This window comes from Natrialba taiwanensis DSM 12281 (assembly GCF_000337595.1).
Lineage (GTDB): Archaea > Halobacteriota > Halobacteria > Halobacteriales > Natrialbaceae > Natrialba > Natrialba taiwanensis.
The window spans coordinates 15,314-28,464 of the sequence record NZ_AOIL01000048.1 but is presented as its reverse complement, the minus strand read 5'-3'; the positions used below and the strand labels follow the sequence as shown (position 1 = coordinate 28,464).

The window sequence follows — 13,151 nt, the reverse complement described above, 5'->3', positions numbered from 1 at the left end:
CCCGTCTCCCGTGCCGAGACCAACATTCTTAACCGCAGCCGTGGCCGACGATGTGTCGATGCCACCGGCCATCGATACTGTCGATCTCGTGAAGGATTACGGTGATCTCCGAGCGCTGAACGAACTCTCACTCACCGTCGAGTCGGGCGAGTTCTTTGGCCTGCTCGGCCCCAACGGGGCTGGCAAGACGACGTTCATCAACACGCTGGTCGGCCTCGTCCGCAAATCCGGCGGCGAGGCGCGGGTCTTCGGCCACGATGTCGAGGACGACTACCGCCAGGCGCGCGACGCCATCGGACTCGCGCCACAGGAGTTCAACGTGGATCGATTCTTCCCCATCAAGGAAGTGCTGATGCACAAGGCCGGCTACCACGGTATTTCGGAGGACGAGGCCGCCGAACGGGCCGACGAGGTACTCAAGCGCGTCGGCATCTACGACAAGCGCAACGAGCGATTCGACTGGCTCTCGGGCGGGATGAAACGACGACTCCTGCTCGCGCGGGCGCTCGTCACCGAACCCGACCTCCTCATTCTCGACGAGCCGACGGCCGGGGTCGACGTGCAGTTGCGCCACGACCTCTGGGACCTCGTCACCGAACTCAACGATGAAGGCACGACAATCCTCCTGACAACCCACTACATCGAGGAGGCCGAACGCCTCTGCGACCGCGTCGCGATCATGAACGAGGGCCACAAGGTCACGGTCGCCACGCCGGACGAACTCAAACAGCGCGGCACCGACACCGTCGACGTACGCCTCGAGTCGCCGCCGGACACCGAAGCCACCGTCGCGGACGACCTCGGCGCGTACGCCCACGACGCGACCGTCACCGGCGACCGCCTCGAAGTCCGCGTCGACGACGGCGGCTCGACCGCCCCGCAACTGCTCAGTGAACTCGAGACGATGGGCTACGAGATCGCCGATCTCGAGATTTCGCGCACGTCGCTCGAGGAGATTTTCGTCGACATGACGAGACAGGATGACCGCTCGGTGACCCGATCGGATGCACCGAGTGCAGCTACCGACACTGCCGATGGGCCGAAATCCGAACGCAACGATGGCCGGACAGGTGGAACGCAGGAAGCGGTGACCGACCGAGAACCCGACGGGGAGTACGACTCCGAGCGGGAACAGGAGGGGGTTGCCTGATGTTCTCCATCGGCTTTCGCGCGCTCTTCAAGCGCGAGGTATTGCGGTTCGTCCGCCGGCCGAAGAACACGTTCATGCCGCCAGCGATTACGAACGTGCTCTACTTCGCCGTCTTCGGGGTGATTCTCGGCGGGCGCATCGACGAACCAGTCGACGGCATCGGCTACATCCTCTTTCTCATCCCGGGGCTCGTCGTTCTCGGGGTGATTTCCAATGCCTTCGAGAACGCCTCGTTCTCGATCTTCCACGGGCGGTGGAACGAGTATATTCACGAGACGTTGACCTCGCCGCTGTCCTACGTCGAGATGGTCGTCGCCTACGTCGCCGCAAGTGCGGTCCGCGGGCTGATCGTCGGCGTCATCGTCGCCGTCATCGGCGCTCTGTTCGTTCCGGTCACCGTCGAACACGCCGTGTTCCTCGTCGTGACGATGGTCGTTATCGCCGCGCTCTTCGCCGGTTTCGGGATCATCGGCGGGCTGATCGCTCGCGACTTCGACGATCTCACCGTGATGAACCAGTTCATCCTTCGCCCGCTGGTGTTCTTCGGCGCGGTCTTCTACTCGCTGACCATGCTCGAGCCGATCTGGCAGGCCGTCTCGCTGTTGAACCCGATGGTCTACATGGTCGATAGCGTCCGGTACGGGCTGCTCGGCCACTCCGACATGTTCGAAGTCATGCCGGCCGCCGCCAGCGAGTTCGCCCCGCTACTCTCGCTCGGCGTGCTGGTCGTGCTCACCGCAGGCGTCCTCGCGCTCGACGTCTATCTGTTCAAGATCGGATACGGGTTGACTGACTGACACGGACTGCTGTCCTGTCAGTTATTTCCGGCGCACCCGCGACACGTCTGCGGTTGCGCGGGGAACTCGTTCCAATAATCTGTATGAGTCGTCGAGCGAGCGATGCACACCTGACTCAGCATCGAACAATGGGAGGAGAATAACCGTTTGAAATCCCTGTCGGAGTTCGCCGACGGATTTCCGCCTCTAGGCGTCGAGTTCAGCAACCTGGACGAGTTGTTTCCCGATGTTCTCGCCCTCGAACAGACCGAGGAACGCATCGGGTGCGTTCTCGAACCCGTCGACGACGTGGTGACGGTAGCGGAGGTCGTCGTCTGCGATGAACGTCGAGAGCCGATCGAGGGCTACGTCCCAGCGGTCGTCGTAGTCGCCGACGAGGAACCCCTCGACGTGTGCGCGGGTTTCGATCAACTTGGCGAGTTTTCGCGGTCCGGTCGGCACGTCAGTGGCGTTGTAGGTCGAAATCTGCCCGCAGACCGCGACACGGGCGTCGACGTTCAACAGCCGCCAGACGGCGTCCGTGATCGGGCCGCCGACGTTGTCGAAGTACGCATCGACGCCGTCGGGACACGCTTCGGCCATCGCCTGTCCAAGATCGTCGACCTCCTTGTAGTTGATCGCGTCGTCGAATCCCAGATCGTCGGTGAGCCAGTCGATTTTGTCGTCGCTGCCAGCGGTTCCGACGACGCGCGCACCCGAAAGACGGGCGAGTTGACCGGCGACGGAACCGACTGCGCCAGCGGCGGCCGAGACGACGACGGTGTCACCGGGGGACGGATCGGCGACATCGAGCATGCCGAAGTACCCAGTCACGCCGGGCATGCCGAGGACGCCGAGGGCGGTCGAGACCGGGCCACGGTCGGGATCGACGGGACGGAGTTCGTCCCCGTCTGCAACGGCGTGCTCGGCCCACAGGAGATCGCCCGTGACGACATCTCCCGAGTCGAATCGGTCGTGGTTCGACTCGAGGACTTCGCCGACGATGGCGGCTTGCATCGGGTCACCGACATCCCAGGGCTCGGCGTAGGATTCGGCGTCGCGCATTCGACCGCGCATGTAGGGATCGACGGATTGGTACAGCGTTCGGACGAGGACCTCGCCTTGACCGGGCTCGGGACGGTCGACGGTTACGAGTTCGAAGTTGTCGAGAGTCGGTTCGCCGGTGGGGCGGCTGGCGAGTCGCCACTGTCTGGTTTCTGCCATACTGAGCCGTAGCGGTCGGCGACGGATGAAATGCCGGCTCGCGGAAGTCAGTGCCGGTGCTGCAATCGACGGGGGTGAGAGGGGCCTCGAGAGCTGGACGGCTTCGCGTCGGCTTCCTGCGTTTCGTGCTCGTCCACTTCGTTTCGATTACGATTCACCGGCTCGAGAAGCGCGAGGAACTGTAACGGCGGAGTAACACCGAGGAAGACAAGACGGAGAAAAAGAGTCAGCAATCAGCGCTCAGTAAGCAACGGATCAATCCTGCGCCGCCGTTGAAATCCGTCCCTGTCCCTGATCGCGGGCCGACAGTGCCGTCTGTGACTGCGCCGTCCACTCGAGGTCGCCCCGATAGTGGAACGCCTCGTTATCGCGCTCCGGATCGATGACGGTCAGGTCGCCGATCCAGCCGTTGTCGACCAGCCGTTTGACGTCCTCGTGGTGACGGAGGATGTCGGTCACACGCTCACGGGGCGCGTGGATGACCGCTGTCAGGCGGAGCGGCTGGTGGTACGGCTCGTCGTCGGAGCGCTGCAGCGACTGGAGCGGGAGACCGGTCATCAGATCGCCGCCGTTACCCTGCACGACGCCGACGTTGCCGAGCGGGTTCTGCGTGACCTTCGAGCCGCTGCCGTAGACGCCGTTGTCCACCGTCGCGAAGTAGTACTGGTTGTTGATCCACTGGGTGACGACCAGCGGCCCGGTCATGATGGCCTCCAGCGCCTCGCCCTCGGGATCGGTCGTCCAGTCGTAGGAGTGGAGGAACGCGCGGCCGTCTAAGTTCTCATCGTCGGTCAACTCGCGCGGGCCGATGACGAACGAGGCGTTGCCGGCCAGCCCCCACTCGGGGCGGGTTTCCGCCCAGTCGGCTGCCTTCCGTTCGACTTCGGCGACGGCCTCCCGGGAGTCGACATCGGTATCGTCGGTCATCGACTCGAGGCGCTCGGCCGCCGCACCGGCCTGTGCGCGCTCGAGGTCGGCCCGCAACTGCTCGAGGTCCTCGCGGTGGCTCTCGGGGACACCCTCGGCGAACAGGGTGATCTCGTCGGTCGTCGTGTTGTGCTCGCCCGCGAGGAAGACCGTATCCTCGGGGATGGTGAACCCCCGCTCGCGAAGCTCGGCTTGCACGTCCGGATCGTTGCAGATTTCGGCGAGCACGCGTGCGTTCGGGCCGCCGGGGTTGCCGGCGCAGGCCCCGCAGTCGAGGCTCGAGTCGAACGGGTTATTCGTCGTCTCGCTCGCATGGCCGGTGAAAACGACCAGGCGGGCGAACTCCGTCCAGCCCATGAGCGCGAAGGCGTTCTCCGCGTACTCGACCTTCTCCTCGGGGCGCATGCCCTGCGGAAGGTCGTGGTCCGCGTGGGCGTGGTCATCGTGATCGGTGTGGTCGATTGCGGGCGAACAGAACTCGTGCTGGCTCGGAACACGTTCCTCGACGGCGTTCTCGAGCGAGGCGATCGCCGAGGGGGCGAGCGTCCGCGCGGCCATCGCCGAGCCGTACGCGGCGCCGCCGCCTTCGACGAACGGGAAGGCGGCGACGACGTTAGCCTTGAGCCGCTTGAAGTGTTTCCGGGTCGCCGTCGCGAGGCCGGTCCAGCGGTCGCGTTTCGTCACCGTCTCTTCGTCGTCGGGCCGATCGACCACGCGGTGTTCGGGGTCGTCAATCGGCGGACACGCGTCGACGGCGGCGGTCGCGTCGTAGCCGCGGTACCGCATCGGGACGCCGAAGAAGCCGGCGTAGCCGTGGGTCTCGTAGCGGCCCTGCCCCTCGATGTAACGGCGGATGATCTCCGAGCGCGTGTCGATGCAAAACACCAGTTGGGCGGCCGGCCGCGATGACTCGCCCGCGTCAGCAGGGTCGGTCACCGACCCGTCGATTTGCTCGAGCAGGCGCTCGCGATAGCTTTTCTCCCAGGCGGTCAGCCAACGTTCGGAGAGCGGGGGCACCTCGTCCTCACCCTCACTCTCGTCGCCAGCATCGGCGCCGCGCTCGTCGTCGCTCGAGGGCTCGATCGGCGCGTCCAGCAACTCCGCGAGCGTCAGCCGCACCGCGAGGTACTCGCGCAGCGTGATCGGATACGTCGACTGCCAGGGGTCGGTGTCGTCGTCGACGCGCTGCTTGATGAACCCGGTCCAGCCCGGCAGCGCGGAGAAGTGGTGCTCGGCGATGTCGATCCACCGGCCTTCGGGATACTCGTCGAGGACCGACTCGAGCGCCTCGGTCGCCGTCTCCGGGAGGTCCGACGAGTCGTCGCAGCCGGGCACGTCGCCGTCGTAGGGGACCACCGAGCGCCAGGCGGCATAGAACCCCTCCTCGCGGTTCGGCATCGGCCACTTGGCCTGCCCTTCGTCGAGGAAGGCGGCGAGCCACTTCGAGAGCACGCGGTCAAGGATCTCAGTCGCCTCGTCGGACTCAGTGTCGGCGTCGCGCTCCGCTTCGGCCGTGGCCATCTCTTCGAGGAGGGCCTCAGGATCGCGATCGATCCCGTGGGCCTCGAGTTCAACAGCGAGCACGTCGGGATCGATCTGGCCGCGCTCCCAGGCCGTGCGAAAGATGTCGGGGTGCGGATACCCCCGTCCGCCGAACAGGCGCTCGCCGTCGGCGACGGCTCGATGGAACGGCTGGTCCTCGAACCCCGAAAGAGGGTTGGCCGTGACGAACGAATACAGCGGCCAGACGGCCCCGACCCGATCGACCGCGCGCTCGATCGTCGCGGCGATGGGGTCCTGATCGGCGTCGGGGCCAGTTTCGAGGCGGTCCGTCACCTGATCGGATTGCTGTAGCATCTGTTCGGCTTGGGCGTCGCGTTCGAGTTCGGATTGGGAAGGCTGCTTAGACATCGTTGTACTCTTCCTTGGTCGTGAGCACGGTCGCGGAATCGGGCTGCGAGAGGTTCACCAGCGAGACGTAGAGGCGCTCACTCGAGCGGTGCCACCCGAGTTCAGTCGCGAGGTAGGCCCCGACGAACAGGGCGACGACGAGGCCGTGGGCGATCGTCACGTCGGTCGACGTGTGGGTCATCGCCGAGGGGACCACCGACGAGATCGCGTTGTACAGCAGGGCGTAGCCGCCGATCGCGGTGAGAACGACCAGCGGGACGCTGACGAACCGAACCGCCCGCGGCAGGGTCGTCCGGTTGAGGATGTCCCGCGCTGCGGTCAGCGTCGTCAGGACCACCACGAGCGTCAGGATCGTCCCGCTGTCGAACGCCAGGCCCGTCGCCTTCCCGGTGAGGGCGCCGAAGAGCACGCCGCCGCCGACGGCCGTCGCCAGGCTGACGGCGGCGCTCGCGAAGCCGAACTCGGTGTGGCCGGCGTGTTTGGCCGTCGATGCGGGCGCGGCCTCCTCGACAGCGGCACCCGACGAGAGGAAGAGGTAGGCCTTGTAGAAGCCGTGAAGGATCAGGTGGGCGATCGCGGCCGCGAAGAAGCCGAGACCGCACTGGAGGATCATAAAGCCCATCTGGGCCATCGTCGAGCTGCCGAGCTTGCGCTTGACGTTCGTCTGGACGAGCAACATCGCCTGCCCCAGCAGGGCGCTGACCGCGCCGAGGACGACGACGGCCGACATGATCGCGAGGTGGTCGGAAACCAGCGGCGCGAAGCGGGTCAGCAGGACGCCGCCCGCGTTGACGAAGCCGGCGTGCATCAGCGCCGAGGCCGGCGTCGGCGCCGTCATCGAGGACAGCAGCCACCCGTGGAACGGGACTAGCGCCGACTGGATCAGTGCCGCGAGGACGATCCCGCTGGCGGCGACGAGGCCGACCGTCGCGGAAACCTCCTCGAGGCCGCCGAGGATGCCGGCGATCGATGTCGTTCCCGTGTCCCAGGCCAGCAGCGCCAGACTGCCGGCGAGTACCGCGCTGCTGGCGACGAAGTAGCGACGCGCAAGCGAACCGGCGGCCCGGGCCTGCTCCCAGTCGCGGACGTGGCCGATGAGGCCGGCCATCAGCAGCCCCATCGCGAGCCACGCCGCCGCGAACAGCGCGACGTGATCGGCCGCGGTCAGCGCCATCACGACGAGCGTGAACCCGAGCACGCGGGCGAAAAAGCGCTCGAGGTCGCGGTCGCCCGCCATGTAGCGCCGGGAGTAGCTGTGGACGATGCCGCTGAAGAAGGTGACCACGATCCACAGCACCGCGGTCAGGCCGTCGACGACCACGTAGTCGACGCCGGTCCACGGCTCGCCGCGGTTGACCGTCAGCGCGAGGACGCCGACGCTACAGAGAAACAGCGCCCAAACCAGCCGCGTCGACGCCCGGGGGACGACCGAATCGTCCGTCGTCGTCAGTTCCGAGAGTTGTACGGCGTCGATCGAGCGTTCGTCGGTCATGTGTCGAGTATCACCTTCGACCAGCGCGGGCGTTCATACGGGTCGATCCGTCTGGTCGCGTTACCAGCTCTTTGAACACCCTGGTTATTATATCCTGCTGTTCGAACAAATCGTTCGTCAAATACCGTGTGAGTGAACACCATGGTCTGCCGCAAAAAGTGCCGTGAACGAACCTGCCGATCCGACGACGATCCGGAGGGCCAGTCGCGCTGGCACGACCGAGACGCCGCTCACCCGCCATTATCGTCGAAGGCGGGCGAGAAGAGGTGGTATAAAAATCGAGCCGGGAATCCGCACCGGTGCGGTCACTCCGCGGAGAACTCGTCGAACGAGGTCGACTCGTGGCTGCGCACGAGCACCTCGTCGGTAATCGTCAGGCCCATGTCCGAAATCTCCTGCGCGATCGGCGTGATGTCCCGGTCGTTCTTGACGACGGCCGTTACGAGGAGGTTCTCCTCGCCCGTTACCAGTTCCTGCACCGAGACGACGCCGGGAATGTCCAGAGTGTCGTCGATGTAGTCGCCTCGGTCCGGAATCGGCGCCGTACAGAAGAGGAGCATCCGGATCGGATACCCGGACTTCATGTAGTCGATATTGGCGCTGTACCCCTTGATGACGCCCTCCGACTCGAGGCGCTGGATGCGCTTGCGGACCGTACTCGAGGACGCGTCGGTCCGTTCGGCGATCTCGCCGGACGAAAGGTTCCGGGCCTCCTCCTGGAGCGCGTAGAGGATCTCCCGGTCGACCGCGTCGAGCTCGTACTCGGACATACCGCGTCGTTTCGACCGGCGAATATAAGGGACTTCGCCTGCGTCCCGCGGACCGGGTCCGGGTCCGAGTCCGACGGACCGGCGCTCGCCGGTCTCGAGCCGGCCTCGCACGTCTCGCTCTCGACTCGAAGAGAAGGACAGCAGCGACTCGGTTAGTACCCGCCTGCATCGGCGAAACAGCGACCACACCGGGAGACGTTTCGGTCCGTCGTCGTCCGGTCGATCGAGACGAGGCGGAGTCGGTCGTGAGTAACGTGCGATGTCGCGCCGCAGTGTGTTCTGAAGTCGGAGCGGCCGGTCCTGTGCTTGTGAACAGTGTTCGTTGTTTCGTTTAAGACCCCGTCCATGTCAAATGGTAGCACTCCCAAAGCATATAGTTTCAGTCCCGGAGTACGTAGGCGACCCGCGTTCTGCGACGCGGTATCGGTTGGCCAGTCGAATCGAAAGCGAGGGCGATGAAGCGCTATCGGGTTCGAGACGAGGTGCTACGACGCGGTTGGCCTGTCCGTTTGTGCTGGTAGCGTCCGATACCGAACCACCGTCTCGAAGACGGCGAGTGCGTTTGGGCGACTGTACTCGAGTTCACCGCACCAGGGCATCGGAGCATCCGCGATTCGTCTGAACTCGCCAAAAGAGGACGTACGAACGATCTATCCGGAGATCCGTCGAGTCGCAGGGTTTATGCATACAGGGGCGTTCTCTTTAGAGGCAATGGCGCAAGGAACCGTTGATTTCTTCAACGACACTGGCGGCTACGGATTCATCGAGACTGAGGACGCGGACGACGACGTGTTCTTCCACATGGAAGACATCGGCGGCCCGGACCTTGAGGAAGGACAGGAACTCGAGTTCGAGATCGAGCAGGCCCCCAAGGGCCCGCGCGCGACGAACGTCGAGCGCCTGTAAGGCGGATTCGTACGGTATCGGCACTTGACTGCAGTATTTTACTTCCGGTGAGCGACGGCGCTTGCAAGCGACAGACGAGCGTCCCCGCACAGACGTGAACGCGACCTTTTATCTCGCTCGGCTCTGTACTCCCGAGGTAGTTCACTTGCGGATCGCGTCGCACACGCGGCTACGATCCAATCCACTCGACTATGGCGAACCAGTACATTACCGCCGACGAGCATCTGCCGGAGACGGTGGCGGACGAGACCGTAACGCACCTTCAGATCCGCGACCCGGAGACGAAGGAGATCTTCGAGGCGCGAGTTCACGTCGCGAGGGAGTCGGCTCGGCTCGACGACCCGGAGCCGCTGTCGGTCGTCAGGGGGCCGCACGAGAACACGACCGAACAGTGGTACGTCGAGTTCGTCGACGAGGCGGTCGAGAGGGAGCAACTCGAGCGACTCGCGCGCGAACAGCGCGAGCGTTCGAACGTGGTCAACACCCGGTCCGACGATCTGACGGTTCTGTTGCGGTATCTCGTCGAGACCGGCCGCTACGAGTCGACGTCGGCGGCCGTCAGAGCGATCTTGTTCGAGCACCTCGCCGACCGCGATCCGGCGGTGCTCGAAGCCTACGACGAGATCCGGACGGCTTACGACGCGGATCCGTTGCGGGAGGCGCTCGCGGATGCGAACCATAGCAACACCGGCTCAGACGCCGACGAGCCCGCCGTCGTGGTGACGGAGCAGGAGACGGAAACCGACCGATCCGGGGCCAGATGACCGCCGAGACGTTTCGAGACTTTCTGCGGTTGCTCACCGATGCCGGCGCGGTCAACGAGATCCAGACGTCGGTCTCGTGGGATCTCGAGGCGAGCGCGATTACGATGCGGGCGAACACCACCGACGAGCGGATTCCGATCTTCGAAACCGTCGAGTTCGACGGCGCGGACGCCCGCCTCGTCGGCGATCCCTACCGAGGGCCGCGCGGGCGCGTCTTCGAGCACCTCGCGCGGGCGTTCGAACTGTCCGATCCGGCGGGGCTGTCGGGACCGGCGTACTACGAACGGGTGATCGATCGACTCGCAGACCAGCGCGAACCGGCCGTCGTCGATCCGGCGATGGCTCCCTGCAAGGAAGTCATCCGAACCGGCTCGGCGGCCGACCTGCTTGAGTTCCCCTGGCCGTACATCCACCAGCAAGACGGCGGTCGGTACGCGACCCTGACGACGCTCGTCGCGCCCGATCAGGACGGCGCGTGGGGCCGGTGGTCGCGCCACCGCGCGATGATCCACGGCCGCTCGCAGGCGAGTCTCTTGTTTCTCGCCGGCGAACAGTTGCCGAATCGCTACTACTACGAGTTCGAGCGCCGCGGCGAGGCGATGCCGGTCGCGCTCACGGTCGGTGCGCCGCCAGCCGTAACGGCCGCAAGCGAGATGTGGATTCCGGTCGGCCGCCAGGAAGCGACGTTCGCCGGCGGCCTCCAGGAATCGCCGGTCGACCTCGTCCCCTGCGAGACGAACGACCTCCGCGTCCCGGCGTCGGCCGAACTCGTCATCGAGGGCCGCGTGCTGCCGGACGAACGCCTCGACGAGGGGCCGTTCGGCGACTACTTCGGCTACGTCAACGGCCCGCGGCGATCGATGCCCGTCCTCGCAGTCGACGCGATTACCCACCGCAAGCAGCCGTATCTCCCCTTCTGTGTGGCCGGATCGGGCGTCGGCGATGCCGAGAACTCGACGAGTTCGCTCCAGGTTGCAGCGGGCGGGCCGGACGCAACCCTCGGACTGCGCGCCGCGGGCTATGACGTGGCGATGGCTGCCCCCTGGCCGTTCACCGAGCGGACGGTCTGGGTGATCGCGACGGACCGCCCCTACGCGGGCTACCTGCACGAACTCGCGAACTTCATCTTCACGACCTGGGGGATGCTCCACATCGACTTCTTCGTCTTCGTCGACGCCGATGTTAATCCACTGAACTCGCGCGCGGTGGTGGAAGCGCTCGCGCTGCACGCCGATCCGGCGGCGGACTTCCACCAATTCGGCGTCGAGCGGATGCCGAAGGTGCCCCTGAACATCTACCAGACGCCTGAAGAGAAAGGCAACGCAGCGGTCGGGACCTCGAAGTCGAAGACGGCGAAGGCGTACGTCGATGCATGTTCGGACGGAGACCGACCGATGCGAGCGATCGGCGGACCTGAGGACCGCGAGCGTGCCCGCGACCTGCTCTCGGCGGCCGGCGTCGATGTGACGATCGAGCCCCACTGTGTGACCGACACAGACACCGACATCCGCGCCGACGCCAGCACCAGCACTACCACCGACACTGAGACCACAACCCAGCGATCAAACCGATGACCGCCTTCCGGAATCACCTCGAGTTCCTCCGTCGAACCGACGACTGCTGCGCGCTCGACCGACCCGATGATCTCTCCCCGCAGGTCGTCGCCGCGGAGGCGCTTCGAGCCGACGGTCCCGCGATCGAGTTGACGACCGATGGGCGAGCCGGCGTTGAACTCGCGAGCGGCGTCTACGGCGGTATCGACCAGACGCGCGGTCGAACGCGGGGACAGCCCCGCAGCCAGTATCCCTGGACCCGTCTCGGGCTCGGCCTCGGAGTCGACCGCGATCCGGCGTACGTCGACGTACTCGAGACCCTGCTCGCACTCGGCGAGCGACGGGCAGAACGCGACGTGACCTACGTCGAGCGCGCCGCCGCGGCGACTGAACTCGGCGTGCGGGAACTGGACTTGCCGACGCCGCCAGACGAGGCCTGGCCGCGGTTCACGCTCGGCGTGCTCTCGATCGGCACCGACGCGGGATCGTACTGGGCACCGATTCATGGCACGATCCTCGACGGACGGACGATCCGCGCCCGCGTTCCCGAGGCGATCGCCGCCCACGATCGGCTCTCAACGGGCGTGTCCGCCACGATCGCGCTCGGTGTCCCATCGGAAGCACTCGCGGCGGCGCATTTGCTTGCGATCACCGACCGGCTCGCGACGCCGATCGAGGACCGCGGCGTCGGTGCGACGGTCCCGCTCATTCCCACCGCGGGCGGCGTCGTCCCGAGTTCAGCGGAGGTCATCATCGAGACCGCCGTTGCGGACCGCCAGCCCGACACCCGGTCCGAGAAGCGCGAGTTCTGGGAGCACCTGGTCCCGAGTACGACGCTGACGATCAACGCCGAGGCCGTCTTCTCCCGCGAGGACCCTGTCGTGCCGTACACGCCGCTCGGAGCGGCACTGTCGGACGACCTCCAGTTGGCGGCGCTCTCGCTGTCGGCGACGCTGTACGATCGGGTCAACAGCTACTGGGGCGTGTCACCGGTCGACTGGCTGTTGCTCCCGGCGGAGGGGCGACTCGGGCTCTGTCTGGTCGCCTCGGAAATCCTCTACGCCGGCTTCGAGTGGCAACTGGCGAACCTGCTGTTTTCGCTGTCCGACTGCTTCGACAAGGTGATCGTCGTCGACACCGAAACCGGGCCGCGAAATCTCGGGCAAGTGCTCGGCGATAGCTGGGTCAAAGCCCACCCCTCTCGGGACTGGCTGTTCAGCGAAGCCGACGCCCCGGCCGCCCGGCTGCCAACCTACAGCCGGGACGACGAGACGGGCGCGCGACTGTACGTCGATGCCACCTGGGACCCCCGCTGGAAGGACGAGTTCGTCGCGCCGCGCGTGTCGGTCACCGACTCCTATCCGCCGGAGATTCGCACGGCGGTTCGCGACTCATGGGCTGAACTCGGCTTCGAGTCCGACGGTGCGTTCGAAGAAGTGAGCGACTCCGGGAGCTAGCGTGTGCCGTCAGTGCTGGATCGGTGGGAGGACTGGACGAGTAGCGTCGACCCGATTCTGCGAGTTCGATTCGTGATCAGTTTGCGGGCAATTGCGGTCGAGTCTTGCGTATACGAAACTGTTTACGCAAGCGGGCGTCGGGGTATGCTGGCTGCTCGGCAATGAACACAATTCATTGTTCCGCTCGATGGCGCAAAAATTACCGGAACAGTTATCACGAC

11 protein-coding genes are annotated in these 13,151 nt (G+C 65.6%); 6 read left to right on the top strand and 5 right to left on the bottom strand.

From position 1 onward, the window contains the following. The first annotated feature begins 58 nt into the window (after positions 1-58). Both C484_RS12255 and C484_RS12250 read left to right on the top strand, forming a co-directional pair. Positions 59-1,150 carry an ABC transporter ATP-binding protein gene (locus tag C484_RS12255; protein ID WP_006826248.1) on the top strand — a complete coding sequence of 364 codons (1,092 nt, stop codon included), beginning with the start codon at positions 59-61 and terminating at the stop codon, positions 1,148-1,150. Next, positions 1,150-1,947 (top strand): ABC transporter permease, encoded by a 798-nt coding sequence (locus C484_RS12250; protein WP_006826247.1) that lies wholly within the window; start codon positions 1,150-1,152, stop codon positions 1,945-1,947. Before C484_RS12255 ends, C484_RS12250 begins: the two co-directional genes overlap by 1 nt. A 186-nt stretch (positions 1,948-2,133) precedes the next feature. Here C484_RS12250 and C484_RS12245 read toward each other — a convergent pair whose 3' ends face one another. From C484_RS12245 to C484_RS24355, 5 genes are all read right to left on the bottom strand, one after another. Next, positions 2,134-3,150: an NADP-dependent oxidoreductase gene (locus C484_RS12245; protein WP_006826246.1), complete on the bottom strand. Its 1,017-nt coding sequence runs from the start codon at positions 3,148-3,150 to the stop codon at positions 2,134-2,136. A gap of 255 nt (positions 3,151-3,405) precedes the next feature. Further along, complete coding sequence (locus tag C484_RS12240; RefSeq protein ID WP_006826245.1) at positions 3,406-5,988, bottom strand: DUF2309 domain-containing protein; 2,583 nt, start codon at positions 5,986-5,988, stop codon at positions 3,406-3,408. Next, positions 5,981-7,480: a proton-conducting transporter transmembrane domain-containing protein gene (locus tag C484_RS12235; protein ID WP_006826244.1), complete on the bottom strand. Its 1,500-nt coding sequence runs from the start codon at positions 7,478-7,480 to the stop codon at positions 5,981-5,983. Before C484_RS12235 ends, C484_RS12240 begins: the two co-directional genes overlap by 8 nt. 305 nt (positions 7,481-7,785) lie before the next feature. Continuing rightward, positions 7,786-8,250: an Lrp/AsnC family transcriptional regulator gene (locus C484_RS12230; protein ID WP_006110605.1), complete on the bottom strand. Its 465-nt coding sequence runs from the start codon at positions 8,248-8,250 to the stop codon at positions 7,786-7,788. A gap of 152 nt (positions 8,251-8,402) precedes the next feature. Continuing rightward, positions 8,403-8,597 (bottom strand): hypothetical protein, encoded by a 195-nt coding sequence (locus C484_RS24355; protein WP_006826243.1) that lies wholly within the window; start codon positions 8,595-8,597, stop codon positions 8,403-8,405. 364 nt (positions 8,598-8,961) lie between these two features. On the opposite strand from C484_RS24355, the gene C484_RS12220 reads away from it, so the two are divergent. The 4 genes from C484_RS12220 (at position 8,962) to C484_RS12205 (ending at position 12,930) form a co-directional block, all read left to right on the top strand. After that, on the top strand, positions 8,962-9,156 hold the full coding sequence (locus C484_RS12220) for a cold-shock protein (RefSeq protein ID WP_006826242.1): 195 nt from the start codon (positions 8,962-8,964) through the stop codon (positions 9,154-9,156). A gap of 191 nt (positions 9,157-9,347) precedes the next feature. Then, the gene (locus C484_RS12215) at positions 9,348-9,920 is read left to right on the top strand and encodes a hypothetical protein (RefSeq protein WP_006826241.1); all 573 of its coding nucleotides are present in this window, start codon (positions 9,348-9,350) and stop codon (positions 9,918-9,920) included. After that, entirely contained in the window at positions 9,917-11,494 is a 1,578-nt protein-coding gene (locus tag C484_RS12210; RefSeq protein ID WP_006826240.1) for a UbiD family decarboxylase, read from the top strand. The genes C484_RS12215 and C484_RS12210 overlap by 4 nt, the downstream gene beginning before the upstream one ends. Beyond that, complete coding sequence (locus C484_RS12205; RefSeq protein WP_006826239.1) at positions 11,491-12,930, top strand: UbiD family decarboxylase domain-containing protein; 1,440 nt, start codon at positions 11,491-11,493, stop codon at positions 12,928-12,930. Before C484_RS12210 ends, C484_RS12205 begins: the two co-directional genes overlap by 4 nt. Positions 12,931-13,151: the final 221 nt, after the last annotated feature.